Source organism: Streptomyces sp. NPDC006309 (assembly GCF_040613095.1).
GTDB lineage: Bacteria > Actinomycetota > Actinomycetes > Streptomycetales > Streptomycetaceae > Streptomyces.
This window is the reverse complement of record NZ_JBEXRO010000014.1, coordinates 81,627-99,235: the sequence shown is the minus strand read 5'-3', so window position 1 is coordinate 99,235 and position 17,609 is coordinate 81,627. Positions and strand designations below refer to the sequence as shown.

The 17,609-nt window shown below is 72.0% G+C and carries 12 protein-coding genes and 1 pseudogene; 10 read left to right on the top strand and 3 right to left on the bottom strand.

What is annotated here, in order from left to right; genetic code table 11:
- Window positions 1-668: 668 nt before the first annotated feature.
- The gene (locus ABZ117_RS19695; protein ID WP_356822407.1) at window positions 669-1,232 is read right to left on the bottom strand and encodes an NADAR family protein; all 564 of its coding nucleotides are present in this window, start codon (window positions 1,230-1,232) and stop codon (window positions 669-671) included.
- Between the two features lie 209 nt (window positions 1,233-1,441).
- On the opposite strand from ABZ117_RS19695, the gene ABZ117_RS19690 reads away from it, so the two are divergent.
- The 8 genes from ABZ117_RS19690 (at window position 1,442) to ABZ117_RS19655 (ending at window position 11,119) form a co-directional block, all read left to right on the top strand.
- Window positions 1,442-2,995, top strand: coding sequence for a gamma-aminobutyraldehyde dehydrogenase (locus ABZ117_RS19690; RefSeq protein ID WP_356822405.1), 1,554 nt, complete (start codon window positions 1,442-1,444; stop codon window positions 2,993-2,995).
- A 52-nt stretch (window positions 2,996-3,047) separates the two neighbouring features.
- Window positions 3,048-4,295 (top strand): spermidine/putrescine ABC transporter substrate-binding protein, encoded by a 1,248-nt coding sequence (locus ABZ117_RS19685; protein WP_356822403.1) that lies wholly within the window; start codon window positions 3,048-3,050, stop codon window positions 4,293-4,295.
- An 8-nt stretch (window positions 4,296-4,303) separates the two neighbouring features.
- Complete coding sequence (locus tag ABZ117_RS19680) at window positions 4,304-5,455, top strand: ABC transporter ATP-binding protein (protein ID WP_356822402.1); 1,152 nt, start codon at window positions 4,304-4,306, stop codon at window positions 5,453-5,455.
- Window positions 5,455-6,384 carry an ABC transporter permease gene (locus ABZ117_RS19675; protein WP_356822400.1) on the top strand — a complete coding sequence of 310 codons (930 nt, stop codon included), beginning with the start codon at window positions 5,455-5,457 and terminating at the stop codon, window positions 6,382-6,384. Before ABZ117_RS19680 ends, ABZ117_RS19675 begins: the two co-directional genes overlap by 1 nt.
- Window positions 6,385-7,185 (top strand): ABC transporter permease, encoded by an 801-nt coding sequence (locus ABZ117_RS19670; RefSeq protein ID WP_356822399.1) that lies wholly within the window; start codon window positions 6,385-6,387, stop codon window positions 7,183-7,185. It begins immediately after the preceding gene.
- Window positions 7,186-7,207: 22 nt separating this feature from the next.
- Window positions 7,208-8,638 carry an FAD-dependent oxidoreductase gene (locus ABZ117_RS19665; protein ID WP_356822397.1) on the top strand — a complete coding sequence of 477 codons (1,431 nt, stop codon included), beginning with the start codon at window positions 7,208-7,210 and terminating at the stop codon, window positions 8,636-8,638.
- 110 nt (window positions 8,639-8,748) lie between these two features.
- Window positions 8,749-9,207: a hypothetical protein gene (locus tag ABZ117_RS19660; RefSeq protein ID WP_356822395.1), complete on the top strand. Its 459-nt coding sequence runs from the start codon at window positions 8,749-8,751 to the stop codon at window positions 9,205-9,207.
- Between the two features lie 85 nt (window positions 9,208-9,292).
- Window positions 9,293-11,119, top strand: coding sequence for a glycoside hydrolase family 18 protein (locus ABZ117_RS19655; RefSeq protein WP_356822394.1), 1,827 nt, complete (start codon window positions 9,293-9,295; stop codon window positions 11,117-11,119).
- 49 nt (window positions 11,120-11,168) lie between these two features.
- On the opposite strand, the pseudogene ABZ117_RS19650 reads toward ABZ117_RS19655, so the two are convergent.
- Both ABZ117_RS19650 and gabT read right to left on the bottom strand, forming a co-directional pair.
- A pseudogene (locus ABZ117_RS19650) lies at window positions 11,169-11,435 on the bottom strand (phosphatase PAP2 family protein); the annotation flags it as partial.
- 680 nt (window positions 11,436-12,115) lie between these two features.
- Window positions 12,116-13,450: a 4-aminobutyrate--2-oxoglutarate transaminase gene (gabT, locus tag ABZ117_RS19645; RefSeq protein ID WP_356822392.1), complete on the bottom strand. Its 1,335-nt coding sequence runs from the start codon at window positions 13,448-13,450 to the stop codon at window positions 12,116-12,118.
- A gap of 278 nt (window positions 13,451-13,728) precedes the next feature.
- Between gabT and ABZ117_RS19640 the strand changes: the two genes are divergently transcribed.
- Both ABZ117_RS19640 and ABZ117_RS19635 read left to right on the top strand, forming a co-directional pair.
- Complete coding sequence (locus tag ABZ117_RS19640) at window positions 13,729-15,855, top strand: ATP-binding protein (protein ID WP_356822390.1); 2,127 nt, start codon at window positions 13,729-13,731, stop codon at window positions 15,853-15,855.
- A gap of 94 nt (window positions 15,856-15,949) precedes the next feature.
- Window positions 15,950-17,527, top strand: coding sequence for a PucR family transcriptional regulator ligand-binding domain-containing protein (locus ABZ117_RS19635; RefSeq protein WP_356822388.1), 1,578 nt, complete (start codon window positions 15,950-15,952; stop codon window positions 17,525-17,527).
- Window positions 17,528-17,609: the final 82 nt, after the last annotated feature.

Genomic DNA, 17,609 nt, shown 5'->3' with positions numbered 1-17,609 from the left:
GGGCGTCCGTTCCGGCTCGGGCTCTCATCCCGGCTCAGGTTCCCGTCCCGCTCGGGCGCCCACCTCCGGCACAGGCCTCCGCTCCGGCTCGGGCCTCCGCCCGGCCCCCCGTTCCGATGCCTGCCTCCGCCCGGGGCCCCGTCCCGGCGGGTGCCCGCCCCCGTTCGGGCACCCGCCCCGCCCGGCTTCAGGCTCCCGCCCCGTGCGGGCCCCACCCTCGCTCGTCCCCCCTCCCGCTCAGGTTGGCCTCCGCCTAGACGTCGGCTCCCGCTCAGGCCCGGCCCATATTCACGTCCGCCTCCGCTCGAGCACCGGCCCCGGCTCGCCCCCGTTCGGGCGTCGACGCCTGCTCAGGTCCGCCTCCGCTCGGGTACCGGCCCCGGCTCGGGCTCGCCTACCCGGTCCCTCGCCCCCCGCTCGGGCCCGCCTTCGCTCAGGCGTCGCCCCCCGCTCGGGCTTGCCTCCCCGGGCCCCCGCCCCCTTCACTCGGGCCCCCGCCCCCTTCACTCGGGCCCCCGCCCCCGCTCGGGCACCGCCCCCCGCTCGGGCTCGCCTCCCCGGGTCCCCGCCCCCTTCACTCGGGCCCCCGCCCCCGCCCCCGCTCAGGCCCGCCCCCGCTCGGAGGCCCGCCTCCCCCGGCGCCCGCCCCCGCTCAGGCGCCGGTCCCCTCAGGCGCCCGTCCCCGCCAATCTCTCCCGGGCCTCCATCAGGGCGAAGCCCAGCAGGTTCTGGCCCTGCCAGCGTTGCGGGTCGTCGGCCGCATCGTCGTCCGCCGGCAGGCCGATGCCCCACACGGGGTCGACGGGACTGGCCTCCACCAGGACCCGGTCGCCGGTGCCCAGCAGGTACTGGAGCAGGTTCTCGTGGGCCGCGAACTTGTGCACGCTGCCCTCGACCACGATCCGGAACCGCTCCCGCTCCCAGGTCGCGTCGTCGAATCCCCGGACCAGCCGGCCCGCCTTCTTCGCCTCGGCGGGATGCTCCGCGGCCAGCACCCGCCGCTCCGCCTCCGCGTCGCCGAACAGCCGGGCCTTGCCGGCCATCATCCAGTGCTCGGCCGTCGCGTACTCCGCACCGTCCACCACGAACGGTGACGGCCACCACTGGCTGAGACAGCTCGCGCCGATCCGGCCGTCGGGCCGCGGCCGGTGCCCCCAGAAGTGGAGGTACTTGATCCGGGAACCGGCCCGGACCTCCCTGATCAGGGCTTCCAGCCCGTCGATCTTCCCCATGCACGCGAGTGTGGCACGCACCACTGACACTCCGTCCGTCCTTTTCCTTCCCGACTCGACACCTGGTCGACAGATTCCGTCGCGTAACCAAAAGGCAACAACGGAATCACTTGTTGACGACCACTCCCTCTGCCAGGATCGGCACTCAAATCGAGCTGGAGCTACGCCACCCGCCCACCGGGACGGGGCGAACGGCGGAGGAGAGCGACATGCACAACCCGGGCACCGCCACCCCGGAACGATTCCCCGCAGAGGAACGATTCGCCGCGCAGGACCGCTTCGCGGACGGCGCGCAGTTCATCGCGGGCCGGCTGACCAGGGGCACCTCGGGTCACACCCACACGGTGGTCGACCCCGCGAGCGGCGAGGGGGTGTACACGTACGAATTGGCCGGCGCCGACGACGTCGACGCGGCCGTCGCCGCCGCACGCGCGGCCTTCCCGGGCTGGGCCGCCGCGACCCCGGGCGAGCGCTCGGACGCCCTGCACCGGTTCGCCGCCGTGCTCGCCGACCGCGCCGAGGACCTCGCCCGCGCCGAGTCCCTCCAGTGCGGCAAGCCGCTGAAGCTCACCCGCGAGTTCGACGTGCCGGGCACCATCGACAACACCGCGTTCTTCGCGGGCGCCGCCCGGCATCTCCAGGGGCAGTCCGCCGGTGAGTACTCCGGTGACCACACCTCGTACGTCCGGCGCGAGCCCATCGGGGTCGTCGGGTCGATCGCGCCCTGGAACTACCCGCTCCAGATGGCCGCCTGGAAGATCCTCCCGGCGATCGCCGCGGGCAACACGATCGTGCTGAAGCCCGCCGAGCTGACCCCGCTGACCTCGCTGCTGTTCGCCCAGGCCGCCACCGACGCCGGAATCCCGGACGGGGTGGTCAACATCGTCACCGGGACCGGGCGGGAGGCCGGGGAGCACCTGGTCGGCCACCCGGACGTGGCCATGACCTCCTTCACCGGCTCCACCGGTGTCGGCAAGCGGGTCGCCGAGGTCGCCACCGCGACCGTCAAGCGGCTGCATCTGGAGCTGGGCGGCAAGGCACCCTTCGTCGTCTTCGACGACGCCGACCTGGAGGCCGCGGTCCACGGCGCGGTCGCCGGCGCGCTCATCAACACCGGCCAGGACTGCACGGCGGCCACGCGCGCGTACGTGCAGCGACCGCTGTACGAGGCGTTCGTCGAGCGGACGGCCGCGCTGATGGAAACCGTGCGGCTCGGCGACCCGTTCGCGCCCGGTACCGACCTCGGGCCGCTGATCTCGCACGCCCAGCGCGACCGGGTCGCCGGTTTCGTGGACCGGGCGCGTGCCTACGCGCGCGTGGTGACCGGCGGCGAGGCCCCCGGGGGGGACCTGGGGAAGGGCGCCTACTACCGGCCCACCCTGATCGCCGGCGCCCCGCAGGACAGCGAGGTCGTCCGGTCCGAGATTTTCGGTCCCGTACTGGTCGTACTGCCGTTCGACGGTGATGATGAGGGCATCCGGCTGGCCAACGACACACCGTACGGCCTCGCCGCCTCCGCGTGGAGCCGCGACGTCTACCGCGCCAACCGTGCCACCCGCGAGATCAAGGCTGGGTGCGTGTGGATCAACGACCACATCCCGATCATCAGCGAGATGCCGCACGGCGGATACAAGGCCTCCGGCTTCGGCAAGGACATGTCGGCGTACTCGTTCGAGGAGTACACGCAGGTCAAGCACGTAATGTTCGACAACACGGCGGTGGCGCGGAAGGACTGGCACCGCACGATCTTCGGGGACCGCTAGCGACGATCAGGCCAGTGACCAGGCCGATCCCTCCCGAAAGGGCACCACGCGCATGGAGCAGTACGAGCCCGACCGCCCGACCCCGCCGCAACTCGCGGCCATGCGGCGCAGTCTCCGCAACGGCAGGGCGGGCCTGACCCGCCGGTCGCTGCTGCGGGCGTCCACCGGCGGTGCGCTCGCGGCCGGCGGCCTCGGGGCGCTGAGCGCCTGCGGGATCCCCGCGGCCGGCAAGAGCCGGGGCGGCACCTCCGCCGAGGACCACTCGGCCGAGGAGAAGGTGGTGAACTTCTCCAACTGGACCGAGTACATCGACGTCGACGACAAGGGAAAACGCCACCCGACGCTCGACACCTTCCGCAGGCGGACCGGGATCACGGTCAGGTACAGCGAGGACATCAACGACAACAACGAGTTCTTCGGCAAGCTCAAGCCACAGCTCGCCGCGGGCCAGGACACCGGCCGCGACATCATCGTCCTCACCGACTGGCTGGCCGCCCGGCTCATCCGGCTCGGCTGGGTCCAGAAACTGGACCCGTCCAACCTGCCGCACGCCTACAGCAACCTCTCGGCCCAGTTCCGCGACCCGGACTGGGACCCGGGGCGGGCGTACTCCTACCCCTGGCAGGGCATCTCCACCGTCATCGCCTACAACAAGAAGGCACTCGACGGCATCGAGGTCACCTCGGTCTCCGACCTGCTGGACAACCCCCGGCTCAAGGGGCGCGTCGGCTTCCTGTCGGAGATGCGCGACTCCGTCGGCATGACCCTGCTCGACATGGGCAAGGACCCGGGGAAGTTCACCGACGACGACTTCGACGCGGCCATTGCCCGTCTCCAGAAGGCCGTCGACAAGGGCCAGATCCGCCGCTTCACCGGCAACGACTACACGTCCGACCTCACCAAGGGCGACTTCGCGGCCTGCGTGGCCTGGGCGGGCGACGTCGTCCAGCTCAAGGCGGACAGCCCGGACGTCGGCTTCGTCGTCCCGGACAGCGGCTACATGACGTCGACCGACAACATGTGCGTACCGAACAGGGCGCGCCACAAGACCAACGCCGAGCGGCTCATCGACTTCTACTACGAGCCCCGGCAGGCCGCGGAGCTGGCCGCGTACATCAACTACGTGACGCCGGTCGACGGGGTGAAGCCGTACCTTGCGAAGATCGACAAAGACGCGGCGGACAACCCGCTGATCGTCCCCGACAAGGCCATGCAGGCGAAGTCCCATGCCTTCCGCTCCCTGAGCCAGAAGGAAGAGACGGCCTACGAAGAGAAGTTCGCGAAGCTCACAGGGGCGTGACGACGACGATGAAGACGACACCACACAACAGCGGCGACGTCCGCCTCTCCGGTATCTCCAAGACCTACGGCTCCTTCACCGCCGTACACCCGCTGGACCTGACCGTGCCCCAGGGCTCCTTCTTCGCCCTGCTCGGCGCGTCCGGCTGCGGCAAGACCACCACCCTGCGCATGATCGCCGGCCTGGAGGAGCCCACGTCGGGCACCGTCCGCCTCGGCGAGGAGGACGTCACCCACCTGCCGCCGTACAAGCGGCCCGTGAACACGGTCTTCCAGTCCTACGCCCTCTTCCCGCACCTGGACATCTTCGAGAACGTCGCCTTCGGCCTGCGCCGGCGCGGCGTGAAGAGCGTGAAGAAGCAGGTCGAGGAGATGCTGGACCTGGTCCAGCTGGGCGAGCAGGCGCGCAAGAAGCCGCACCAGCTCTCCGGCGGCCAGCAGCAGCGCGTGGCCGTCGCCCGCGCCCTCATCAACCACCCGAAGGTGCTCCTCCTCGACGAGCCCCTCGGTGCCCTCGACCTCAAACTGCGCCGCCAGATGCAGCTGGAGCTGAAGCGGATCCAGACCGAGGTCGGCATCACCTTCGTGCACGTCACGCACGACCAGGAGGAGGCCATGACCATGGCCGACACGGTCGCCGTGATGAACGGCGGCCGGGTCGAGCAGCTCGGCTCGCCGGCCGACCTCTACGAGAACCCGCGGACCACCTTCGTAGCGAACTTCCTCGGCACCTCCAACCTCATCCGCGCCGAGGTCGACACCCGCAGCGGCGACGATCTCGTGCTCACGGCGGGCGGCGGCAAGCTGGTGCTGCCCGAGGCGCGGTGTTCGGCCCCGACGACGGCCGGCGGCACGGTGCTGGTCGGCATCCGCCCGGAGAAGATCTCCCTCACGCACGCCGACGACGCCGGCTCCGTCCCCGCGGGCCGCAACCGCGTCACCGGCCGGATCGCCGACGCGAGCTTCATCGGTGTCTCCACGCAGTACGTCATCGACAGCCCCGTCTGCAAGGAGCTGTCGGTGTACGTGCAGAACGTCGAGCGCGACGGCCGGCTGGTGCCCGGCGCCGAGGTGGTCCTGCACTGGAGCCCGGCGCACACCTTCGGCCTCGACGCGGCGCAGGACATCGACGCGGGCACCGAGGAAGAGGCCGCCGCCTGATGTCGACGCTCACCGAGGCGCCCCCGCCGCTCAGTCCCACCGCACCGGAGAAGAGGCCACCGCGCAGACGCGGCCGGTTCACGCCGTACTGGCTGCTGCTGCCCGGCCTGCTGTGGCTGGTCGTCTTCTTCGCGCTGCCGATGCTCTACCAGGCCTCCACGTCCGTGCAGACCGGCTCCCTGGAACAGGGCTACAAGGTCACCTGGCACCTGGCGACGTACTGGGACGCCCTGTCCGAGTACTGGCCGCAGTTCCTGCGGTCCGTCCTCTACGCCGCCGCCGCGACCGTGCTCTGCCTCCTCCTCGGCTACCCGCTCGCCTATCTGATCGCCTTCCGCGCGGGCCGCTGGCGGAACCTGATCATGATCCTGGTGATCGCACCGTTCTTCACCAGCTTCCTGATCCGCACCCTGGCCTGGAAGACGATCCTCGCCGACAACGGCCCGGTCGTGCACACGCTGAACTCGCTGCACGTCCTGGACCTGACCGACTGGCTCGGCTGGACGGCCGGCGACCGGGTGCTGGCCACCCCGCTGGCGGTGGTCTGCGGACTGACGTACAACTTCCTGCCGTTCATGATCCTGCCGCTGTACAGCTCGCTGGAGCGGATCGACGGACGGCTGCACGAGGCGGCCGGCGACCTGTACGCCAAGCCCTGGACCACCTTCCGCAAGGTGACCTTCCCGCTGTCGATGCCGGGCGTGGTCTCCGGGACCCTGCTGACGTTCATCCCGGCGGCCGGCGACTACGTCAACGCCGAACTCCTCGGCTCCACCGACACCCGCATGATCGGCAACGTCATCCAGACCCAGTTCCTGCGCATCCTGGACTACCCGACGGCGGCGGCGCTCTCCTTCATCCTCATGGCCGCGATCCTGGCCATGGTCACGCTCTACATCCGCCGGTCGGGGACGGAGGACCTGGTCTAAATGCTCCTCGTCAACTGGCTCAAGCGCCGTCTCGTCGTCATCGCGGGACTGCTGACGCTCGCCTATCTGCTGCTGCCGAACGTCATCGTCACGGTGTTCTCCTTCAACCGGCCGAAGGGCCGCTTCAACTACGAGTGGCAGCAGTTCTCCACGGACGCCTGGCGGGACCCGTGCGGGGTCGCCGGCATGTGCGGCTCGCTGTCCCTCAGCCTCCAGATCGCCGTGTGGGCGACGGCCGGCGCCACCGTCCTCGGCACGATGATCTCCTTCGCGCTGGTCCGCTACCGCTTCCGTGCCCGCGGCGCCGTCAACTCGCTGATCTTCCTGCCGATGGCCATGCCCGAGGTCGTCATGGCCGCCTCGCTGCTCACCCTGTTCCTCAACATGGGTGCTCAGCTGGGCTTCTGGACGATCCTCATCGCGCACATCATGTTCTGCCTGAGCTTCGTCGTCACCGCCGTCAAGGCGCGCGTGATGTCGATGGACCCGCGTCTGGAGGAGGCCGCCCGGGACCTGTACGCCGGTCCCGCGCAGACCTTCGTGCGGGTCACCCTGCCCATCGCGGCACCCGGGATCGCCGCGGGCGCGCTGCTCTCCTTCGCGCTGTCCTTCGACGATTTCATCATCACCAACTTCAACGCCGGTTCGACCGTCACCTTCCCCATGTTCGTGTGGGGATCGGCGCAGCGCGGCACACCCGTGCAGATCAACGTGATCGGCACGGCCATGTTCCTGGTCGCGGTGCTGTTCGTGCTGACGTCGATGGTCGTCACCGGCCGCCGTAGCAAACACAAGGCATAAGCCCCTGTAGGGAGTTGAAATCATGGCCCCGAGCGCCATGAGCCGTGGCAGAGACAACTGGACCGCCTCTCTCCGCGAGGCACGACCGGTGCCGTACTGGCTGGAGGACCCCGGCAAGCCGCCCGCCGAACCCGCCCTCACCGGCACCGAGACGTGCGACCTGCTGGTCGTCGGCGGCGGCTACAGCGGACTGTGGACCGCGCTCAACGCCAAGGAGCGCGACCCGCAGCGCGACGTGGTGCTGCTGGAGGGCCGCGAGGTGGGCTGGGCCGCCTCCGGCCGCAACGGCGGCTTCTGCGCCGCCTCCCTCACCCACGGCCTGCCCAACGGGCTCGCCCGCTGGCCCCGCGAGATCCAGCGGCTCCAGGAGCTGGGCCTGCGCAACCTCGACGAGATCGAGGCCGCGGTCGCCCGGCACGGCATCGACTGCGACTTCGAACGCACCGGCGAGATCGACGTCGCCACCGAGACGTACCAGGCCTGGGAACTGCGGGACTGGCACCGGGAACTGGAGGAGAAGGGGCTCGCCGACGGCATCGAGTTCCTGGACGCCGACGCGGTGCGCGAGCAGGTGAACTCGCCGACCTTCGAGGCCGGCCTGTGGGACCGCAGGGGCGTGGCCATGCTGCACCCGGCGAAACTGGCGTGGGGCCTGAAGCGGGCGTGCGTCAGGCTCGGCGTCCGGGTCTACGAGCACACGCCCGCGCTGACGCTGAAGCAGTACGGCGGCGGCATGGCCGTACGCACCCCGTACGGCGCGGTCCGCGCCCGCAGGGTGGCGCTCGGCACGAACATCTTCCCGAGCCTGCTGCGCCGCGTGCGGTCGTACACCGTCCCCGTCTACGACTACGCGCTGATGACCGAACCGCTCACGCCCGACCGGCTGGCGGAGATCGGCTGGAAGAACCGGCAGGGGCTGGGGGACAGCGCCAACCAGTTCCACTACTTCCGGCTGTCCGCCGACAACCGCGTCCTGTGGGGCGGTTACGACGCGATCTACCCGTACGGCGGCCGGGTCCGCGCCGAGTACGACGACCGGCCCGAGACGTACGCCAAGCTCGCCGGCCACTTCTTCACCTGCTTCCCGCAGCTGGAGGGCGTCCGCTTCACCCACGCCTGGGGCGGCGCGATCGACACCTGCTCCCGCTTCTCGGCGTTCTTCGGCACCGCCCACCAGGGCCGCGTGGCCTACGCGGCCGGCTACACGGGCCTCGGTGTCGGCGCGACCCGCTTCGGCGCGGACGTCATGCTGGACCTGCTGGACGGGGAGCGCACCGAGCGGACCGAGCTGGAGATGGTCCGCAAGAAGCCGCTGCCGTTCCCGCCGGAACCCTTCGCCTGGACCGGGATCGCCCTCACCAAGTGGTCCCTGGCCCGCGCGGACGCCCACGGCGGCCGCCGGAACCTGTGGCTGCGGACGATGGACCGGCTCGGCCTGGGCTTCGACAGTTAGCCACGATCCGGACCGCGCGGCGAAGGCGGGAGAACCCGCGTAATGCTCCGGCCGGACCTCCCTCTCTCCCCGTGACGCGACCGCGTCGGACGAGAGAGGGAGGTTCTTCGATGACCGGTCCGAAGACGGCGGTCGCATGGCTGGCATCCGTCGCACCCGACCCCGGAGTCTGCCGCCGGGAGTGGGAACGCAACCCCCTCGGGGTCGCCCTGCTGCCCGCGGGCAAGGCGTGGGACGTCCTCATCCTGCCGGGCGACCTCGGTTATCCGACTCTCGACGTGCTCACCCGCATGCTCGGCCGGCCCGGCCCGGTGCTCACCGACTTCGGCGACAGCCGGGTGGGGTTCCTCGTGCCGCCGGGCACCGCGGCCCGCTGGCTCGGCACCGGCATCCGTACCGCCGGGGCCGGCACCTGGATCGTCGTGCCGTATCCGGGCCGGGCGACCCGGGGGGTGCGCTGGCTGGTGCCGCCGGACGGCTCGGGCACGCTGACCGACCCGGCGCTGCTGGAGATGGCGATGCACGAGGCGGTGGCGGGGCCGGCGCGGGGGAGGAACGCGGACGGGTGACGCCCGGACACCTTGACAACAAGATTGGTCTGGACCAAGTTGTGTCCGCTCGGCCCCGTCAACTCCCCTGACCCCGGAGGCCCTTGTGGATCGCCCCAGACGTCCCGGCACCGTCCTCACCGTGCTCACGGCCGCACTGCTGGCCGTGCCCGGCATCACCGCGCTCTCCTCGGCCGCCGACGCGGCCGACGGGGGCGGCGGGGCCGACGTGGACACAGCCGTCAACGGCGGCTTCGAGTCCGGCCTGACCGGCTGGACCTGCACGGCCGGCACGACCGTCGGCTCGCCCGTGCACAGCGGGAAGGCCGCACTCCAGGCGACGCCCGCGGGCGGCGACAACGCCCAGTGCGGCCAGACCGTGGCCGTCCAGCCCGACGCGCAGTACACCCTGTCCGGTTACGTCCGCGGCTCCTACGTCTACCTCGGCGCGACCGGCACCGGCACCACCGACGTCTCCACCTGGACCCGGTCCGCCCCCGACTGGCAGAAGCTGAGCACCACCTTCCGCACCGGACCCACGACCACCAAGGTCACGATCAACACCCACGGCTGGTACGGCACCGGCGCCTACAACGCCGACGACATCACCCTCGTCGGCCCCGGCGGCAGCGGCACCGGGCAGCCGCCCGCCGCGCCCGCCGGCCTGAGGACCACCTCCGTGACCCAGTCCTCCGTCGGCCTGTCCTGGTCGGCGGTGACCGGCGCCACCGGCTACGCCGTCTACCGCGACGGCGCCAGGGTCCAGACCGTGACCGGCACCTCGGCGACCGTCTCCGGACTCGCGGCCTCCACCGCCTACAGCTTCCAGGTCGCCGCGGTCAACGACGCCGGCGAGTCCGCGAGATCCACGGCCGTGACCGCCACGACCGGCGCGGGCACCGGCGGCGGCCCGGCCGACCTGCCCGCCCACGCCCTCGTCGGCTACCTCCACGCCGGCTTCGCCAACGGCGCCGGCTACACCCGCCTCGCGGACGTCCCCGACAGCTGGGACGTCATCGACCTGTCCTTCGGCGAGCCCACCTCGGCCACCTCCGGCGACATCCGCTTCAACCGCTGCCCGGTCACCGAGTGCCCGAACGTGGAGAGCGACGCCGACTTCAAGGCCGCGGTCAAGGCCAAGCAGGCGGCCGGCAAGAAGGTGCTGATCTCGATCGGCGGCCAGAACGGCCAGGTCCAGCTGACCACGACGGCCGCCCGCGACACCTTCGTCTCCTCCGTCTCGAAGATCATCGACACCTACGGCCTCGACGGACTCGACGTCGACTTCGAGGGCCACTCGCTGTCCCTGAACACCGGTGACACCGACTTCCGCAACCCGACCACCCCCGTGATCGTCAACCTGATCTCGGCACTGAAGACCCTCAAGGCCAGGTACGGCGCCAAGTTCGTCCTGACCATGGCCCCCGAGACCTTCTTCGTGCAGAACGGCTACCAGTACTACGGCACCGGCAAGTGGGGCGGCCAGGACCCGCGCTGCGGCGCCTACCTCCCGGTGATCCACGCCCTGCGCGACGACCTGACCCTGCTCCACGTCCAGGACTACAACTCGGGCCCGATCATGGGCCTGGACAACCAGTACCACTCCATGGGCGGCGCCGACTTCCACATCGCCATGACCGACATGCTCCTCAGCGGCTTCCCGGTCGCCGGCGACACCGGCAACGTCTTCCCGCCGCTGCGCCCCGACCAGGTCGCCATCGGCATGCCGGCGTCGACGAACGCGGGCAACGGCTACGTCTCCCCGTCCGAGGTCACCAAGGCCCTGGACTGCCTCACGAAGAAGACGAACTGCGGCTCGTACGCGCCCCACGGGACCTGGCCCGCCCTGCGCGGTCTGATGACGTGGTCGGTGAACTGGGACCGCTACGCGAACTGGGAGTTCCAGAAGAACTTCGACGCCTACTTCGGCTGACCACCAGGGCGAGGGCGGTCAGCAGCACCGTGCCCAGGCACCAGCCGGCCACCACGTCCAGCGGCCAGTGCCAGCCCCGGCGGACCAGGCCGTACGACACCCCGAGGACGAGCGCCGCACAGCCGGCCACCAGCAGGCGGCGGGCGGCGGGCGAACGCAGCCCGGGCAGCAGGAGCAGGGTCGCGGAACCGTACGCGACCATCGCCGTCACCGTGTGACCCGACGGGAAGTAGCCGGTCGCCGGGGGCACCACAGGGGTCCCCGGCCGGCCGGTGAAGTCCTTCAGCGGCACCACGGCCGCCGGCACCAGCGTCATCAGCACGGCCGCGGCGAGCGGCGGCAGCCACCACCGGTCCACGCCGGTGGCACGGCCCCGCCGGGCCGCGTACGCGAGGGCGGCGGCGAGCGCGGGGACGGCGACCTGGACGTTGCCGAGGTCGGAGAGGAGTTCGGAGAACCGGTCCGGGCGGACCAGGGCCCGGCTCAGCCGGGCATCCGGCCCCAGCAGCGGGCCGTGCGCCACGACCTGCCAGGTGATCAGGACGAACAGGACGGCCGCGACGGCCGGGACGCCGGCGAGCAGGGCGCGGCGGACTGAGGTCGACACGGCGACCAGCTTGGCAGACATCGCGGAGAAGGAGGCCGGCCGCCCCGGAACAAGGGGGGGTCGTTCCGGGGCGGCCGCCCGGACCGGAACGTCGCGCGCCCCGGGGGGTTTGGGGCGGCGACCGTCCGATCGGTGAGGAGATCCCGGAGCCGTCAGGCGCCGGATCTGTGCGCGAGGGCACGACCAGGTCGAAGCTGGGGATGCCTCGGCCCGGCGCCGCCCACAGTCCCCTGTGGGCGGGGTGTATCTCTCATCTGAAGGAAACCTACGGCAGGCCGGGGCGCTTGGGCAGACGGAATCGGCTCCCGTCATCCACCCCGCACACCTTCTTCACACGGCCTGCCGCAGGTGTCCTACAGAGGTGCGAACCAGTCGCTCGGATGTGCGGCTCAGACGCCCGCGAAAGCCTGCTCGATGATGTCGAGGCCCTCGTTCAGCAGGTCCTCGCCGATGACGAGCGGGGGCAGGAATCGCAGCACGTTGCCGTAGGTGCCGCAGGTCAGGACCAGCAGCCCCTCGGCGTGGCAGGCCTTGGCCAGCGCGGCGGTGGCCTCCGGGTTCGGCTCCTTGGTGGCGCGGTCCTTGACCAGCTCGACGGCGATCATCGCGCCACGGCCACGGACGTCGCCGATGACGTCGAACTTCTCGGCCATGGCGGTGAGGCGACCCTTCATGATCTCCTCGATGCGCTTGGCCTTGCCGTTGAGGTCCAGCTCGCGCATGGTCTCGATGGCGCCGAGCGCACCCGCGCAGGCGACGGGGTTACCGCCGTACGTACCACCGAGGCCGCCCGCGTGCGCGGCGTCCATGATCTCCGCGCGGCCGGTGACGGCGGCCAGCGGCAGACCGCCGGCGATGCCCTTGGCGGTGGTGATCAGGTCCGGGACGATGCCCTCGTCCTCGCACGCGAACCACTGGCCGGTACGGCAGAAACCGGACTGGATCTCGTCGGCGACGAACACGATGCCGTTGTCGTTGGCGAACTTCACGATCTCCGGCAGGAAGCCCTTGGCCGGCTCGATGAAGCCGCCCTCGCCGAGCACCGGCTCGATGATGATCGCGGCGACGTTGTCCGGGCCGACCTGCTTGGTGATCTGGTCGATGGCCTGCGCGGCGGCCTCCGGGCCGGCGTTCTGCGCACCGGTCGGCCAGCGGTAGCCGTACGCCACCGGCACGCGGTACACCTCGGGCGCGAAGGGCCCGAAGCCGTGCTTGTACGGCATGTTCTTCGCCGTCAGCGCCATCGTGAGGTTGGTCCGGCCGTGGTAACCGTGGTCGAACACGACCACGGCCTGCCGCTTGGTGTACGCGCGAGCGATCTTGACGGCGTTCTCGACGGCCTCGGCGCCGGAGTTGAACAGCGCTGACTTCTTGGCGTGGTCGCCCGGGGTCAGCTCGGCCAGCGCCTCGGCGACCTCCACGTAGCCCTCGTAGGGGGTGACCATGAAACAGGTGTGGGTGAAGTCGGCGAGCTGGGCCGAGGCCCGGCGCACGACGGCCTCGGCGGACGCGCCGACGCTCGTCACCGCGATACCGGAACCGAAGTCGATGAGCCGGTTGCCGTCGACGTCCTCGATGATGCCGCCGCCCGCGCGGGTGGTGAACACGGGCAGCACGGAGCCCACGCCCTGCGCGACCGCGGCGGTACGGCGGGCCTGAAGCTCCTGCGACTTCGGGCCGGGAATGGCGGTGACGACGCGGCGCTCCTGCGGAAGTGCGGTCATGGGGGCTCCCTGATGATCTTGCGTACCGGGCGGTCCCGGGCGGTTCCGGGCGGTGCGTTTTCGGACGCATACCTTCTTTTCTCGCAGGCTAAGACCGCTCCCGCGGGGTGGGCATGCTCCATGTGGGCGTTGTCGGCGGAAGTCGTTGTCCGCGGTGGACATAGCCCACCCGGACGGGTACGGCGCCTTACGGCCACGTAAGCGGTGAACTCCCCTGGCCGGGGCGTTAGATTGACTCGCTGATGGCGGACGGAACGGCTGGTCAGGGGGCAGGGCGGATGGACAGCGACGGCACACATGACACACGCGGCACCCACACCACACCGGTACCGCATCCGGGGGGTCCGCCGGATGCCTCCGGGGTGCCGGCCATGCCCTCGATGCCGCCCGGCGTGCCGCCCCGGCCGGACGGCTCGGCGTTCCTGACCTGGCTGCGGACCCCACGCCCGGACGCGGCGCCCGGCGTCTGGCGCTTCGGGCACCGGCCCCGGCCCGAACAGGAGCCCCAGCTGATCCCGGCCCGGCAGCTGCTCAGCGGCGCGGTGATCGCCTTCCTGGTGGGGTGGCTCGTGTGGTCCCTGCTGTGGAACAACTACCTCGGCGGCTGGTGGGTGCTGCCGCTGGTGCTGTTCACCCCCGACTCCTGGCGCCAGGGCAACGACCGCGTCGGCAACGCGATCCTCTGGTACTCGTACTACAGCGTCATCGCCCTCGCCATCCTGCTGGTCGTCGGCCGCCTCGGCCGCTGGGGCGAGGTATGGCGCCGGTACGGCCCCCCCGCCTGGAAGCCCGCGACGCCCGAGGTCACACAGCCGTCCACCCCCGACCACGACCCCGCCGCATGGCCCCAGCTGCGGCAGGCCGGGGCGTACGAGGCTGCTGAGCGGCTGGCCGGTGAGGCGCGGGCCGGGCTGATGCGGGACGTGGACCACGCCCGGATCAGCAGGGCCTGGCAGAGCGTACGGTCCGGGCGGCACGCCCTGGCCGCCTTCACCGGGGCCGTGCTCAAGGACGGCGCCGCGGCCTGCCCGCACCCGTCCGGCGACCGGGACCTGCCCGTCCGGCAGGCCCGTCACGACCTGCTCACCGGCCAGGTCCGGCTCGGCACCGCCGCCGACGACCCCCGCAACCCCTACCACTACCGTGGCGCCGGGCTGGCCCTCGGCCCCGACCTGCTCGGCACCTCGCTGGTCGCCGTCGGCCCGGCCGGCTCCGGCAAGACCGGCGCCGTCGTGCGGCCGCTCGCCGAGTCCCTGTGTCTGCACGCCCTCGCCGGCCGGGCGGCGGTCGTGGTGGCCGGCGCGGCGGGCGCCGGACTCGGCCCGGCCGAGGCCTACGACGTCGTCGTACGCGTCGGTCACCCCGAATCCGCCTACGACCTGGACCTCTACGGCGGCACCACCGATCCCGACGAGGCCGCCGCCATACTCGCCGAGGCCCTCGTCGGCGACCTCGCCGACCCGCACCCGGGCAGTGACACCCGCCGTTCCACCACCGTCCTCGCCCAGCTGCTCGGCCCCTTCCGGGCCGTCCACGACCGCTTCCCCTCCGTGCCGGAACTGCGGCAGCTCCTCGACGGCACGCCCGGCCCGCTGGCCGCGCTGCGCAAGGCGCTGACCGATACCGGGCACTCCTCGCTGCTGCGTGAACTGGACGCGCGTGAGCGGCAGATGGCCCACCCGGGCGATGTCGGCACGGTTCTCGCCGACCGGATCGCGCTGCTCGACCGGCCCGCCTTCGCCGCGTTCTTCGACACCTCCGGGCAGAGCCGGCCGTTCTCGCTGCGGGCCCTCGACCACCCGGTCCGGGTCCGCATCGACCTGCCCCAGCGCGGCCACGCCGACGCCTCCCGGATCCTGGCCCGGCTGGTGCTCGCCCAGTTCACGGCCGCCGTGACGGTACGCGAGGACCGCTCGCTCTTCGCCTGCCTGCTGCTCGACGACGCCACCGGCGTCGTCACCCCGGAGGCCGTGCGCGGCATCCAGCGGCTGCGCAGCGTCAACGCCGGGACCGTGCTCACGCTGCGCACCCTGGACGACGCACCCCGGCCGCTGCGCGGCCCGCTGCTCGGTGCCACCGGCTGCCGGATGGCGTTGTCCGGGCTCACGCCCTGGGACGGGCAGGACTTCGCCGAGGTGTGGGGCAAGGAGTGGACCGAGACCCGGGACGTCACCGACCGGCAGATCATCGCCGAGACCCCGGCCGGCAAGGCCGTGCACATGCTGCGCCGGGTCATCACGGGTCAGGCGCCGACGGCGCGGGCCGTCACCGTTCGGCAGGTGGAGCGGGAGCGGTGGTCGGCTTCCGAGTTGGCTCATGGGGTGCCGGCGGGGCACGCGGTGCTGTCGTTGACCACCGTGCAGGGGGAGCACGCGCCGCCGTTGCTGGTGGATCTGCGGGCGTGACGGCCAGCGGGTGATCGTACGGTGAGGCAGAATCGCCGTAGGCCGTTCATACACCGTGGCCAAAAGATCACCCCTCCCTCACCGTGAAGGCGCCATGCCCCCGACTCTCGCCTCGCTCGTCCACCACTCCGCGCTCAAGCTGACCGTGCGCGCGGGCGAGGACCGTCTCGACGTGCCCGTCCGCTGGGCGCACGTCAGCGAGCTGGCCGACCCCGTGCCCTACATGGAGGGCGGTGAGCTGCTGCTGATCACCGCGCTGAAACTGGACGCCGAGAACCCGGAGGCCATGCGGCGCTATGTGCGGCGGCTGTCCGGCGCGGGCGTGGTCGGCCTGGGGTTCGCCGTGGGCGTCAACTACGAGCAGGTGCCCGAGCCGCTCGTCGACGCCTGCGCCGAGGAGGGGCTGCCGCTGCTGGAGGTGCCCCGCCGCACCCCTTTCCTGGCCATCAGCAAGGCGGTGTCCGCGGCGATCGCCGCGGACCAGTACCGCGCGGTCACGGCAGGCTTCGCCGCCCAGCGCGAGCTGACCCGGCAGGCGCTGAACTCCGGCCCCGAGGGCGTGCTCGGCGTGCTCGCCACGCAGGTCGACGGCTGGGCCGCGCTGTACGACGCCTCGGGTGCCGTCGTCGCCGCCGCCCCGGACTGGGCGGGCCGGCGGGCCGCCCGGATCACCGCCGAGGTCGAACGGCTGCGGGAGCGGCCCGCCCCCGCGTCCTCCGTCGTCGGCGGACCGGACCACGAGGACCGGGTGGAACTGCACAGTCTCGGCACCGGCCGCCGCCCGCGGGCCGCGCTCGCCGTCGGCACGGCCGCGCCCCTCGGCACCGCCGAGCGCTACGCCGTGCACTCCGCCATCGCCCTGCTCACCCTCACCACCGAACGCTCCCGCTCCCTGCACGCGGCCGAGCAGCGGATCGGTACGGCGGTGCTGCGCATGCTGCTCGCCGGCGAGCCCGATCACGCCCGGGCCGTCGCCGGGGACCTGTACGGCGGGCTGCTCGACGCGCCGTTCCGGATGATCGTCGCCGAGTCCCCGGCCGGCACGGCGGGCGAGTCGCTGGGTGAGCTCACGGAGGCCGTGGAGTCCGCCGCGGCGCGTTCCGGGGAGGCCGTGCTGGTCGTGCCCGAGGGGGAGCGGCTGGTGGTGCTGGCCGCCGACGGGGGTACGGCGGTGGCCGCGTGTGCCACGTACGCGGCGGCGCGCGAGAGCGCGCGAACCGCGCCCGAGCAGGGCCGTGCGGACGAGAACGACCTGGTCGTAGGCCTGTCGGCGCCCGCCGGGCCGACCGCGGCGGCACTGGCGTACAAGCAGGCCGGGCAGGCGCTGTCGGTGGCGCGGCGGCGGGGGCGGGTGTTCGTGGAGCACGAGCAGCTGGCCGCGGGCTCCGTGCTGCCGCTGCTGGCCGATGACGCGGTGAAGGCGTTCGCCGACGGGCTGCTGCGGGCGTTGCACGACCACGACGCGACGGGCCGGGGCGATCTGGTGGCCTCGCTGCGGGCGTGGCTGTCCCGGCACGGGCAGTGGGACGCGGCCGCGGCCGACCTCGGCGTCCACCGGCACACGCTGCGCTACCGGATGCGCCGGGTCGAGGAGATCCTGGGGCGCAGCCTGGACGACCCGGACGTACGCATGGAGCTGTGGCTGGCCCTGAAGGCGACGTCGACCGAGTGACCGCCCGGGGGAGAGCGGCTCCGCAGGCTCCCCGGCCCACCGGGCGTGGTCCACCCCGCCAAACCGGCGTACCCCCCGCCCC

Coding starts and splice junctions, on each gene's coding strand:
- ABZ117_RS19695 (WP_356822407.1), bottom strand. CDS start 1,232: ATGGGGAAGATCGACGGGCTGGAAGCCCTGATCAGGGAGGTCCGGGCC.
- ABZ117_RS19690 (WP_356822405.1), top strand. CDS start 1,442: ATGCACAACCCGGGCACCGCCACCCCGGAACGATTCCCCGCAGAGGAA.
- ABZ117_RS19685 (WP_356822403.1), top strand. CDS start 3,048: ATGGAGCAGTACGAGCCCGACCGCCCGACCCCGCCGCAACTCGCGGCC.
- ABZ117_RS19680 (WP_356822402.1), top strand. CDS start 4,304: ATGAAGACGACACCACACAACAGCGGCGACGTCCGCCTCTCCGGTATC.
- ABZ117_RS19675 (WP_356822400.1), top strand. CDS start 5,455: ATGTCGACGCTCACCGAGGCGCCCCCGCCGCTCAGTCCCACCGCACCG.
- ABZ117_RS19670 (WP_356822399.1), top strand. CDS start 6,385: ATGCTCCTCGTCAACTGGCTCAAGCGCCGTCTCGTCGTCATCGCGGGA.
- ABZ117_RS19665 (WP_356822397.1), top strand. CDS start 7,208: ATGGCCCCGAGCGCCATGAGCCGTGGCAGAGACAACTGGACCGCCTCT.
- ABZ117_RS19660 (WP_356822395.1), top strand. CDS start 8,749: ATGACCGGTCCGAAGACGGCGGTCGCATGGCTGGCATCCGTCGCACCC.
- gabT (WP_356822392.1), bottom strand. CDS start 13,450: ATGACCGCACTTCCGCAGGAGCGCCGCGTCGTCACCGCCATTCCCGGC.
- ABZ117_RS19640 (WP_356822390.1), top strand. CDS start 13,729: ATGGACAGCGACGGCACACATGACACACGCGGCACCCACACCACACCG.
- ABZ117_RS19635 (WP_356822388.1), top strand. CDS start 15,950: ATGCCCCCGACTCTCGCCTCGCTCGTCCACCACTCCGCGCTCAAGCTG.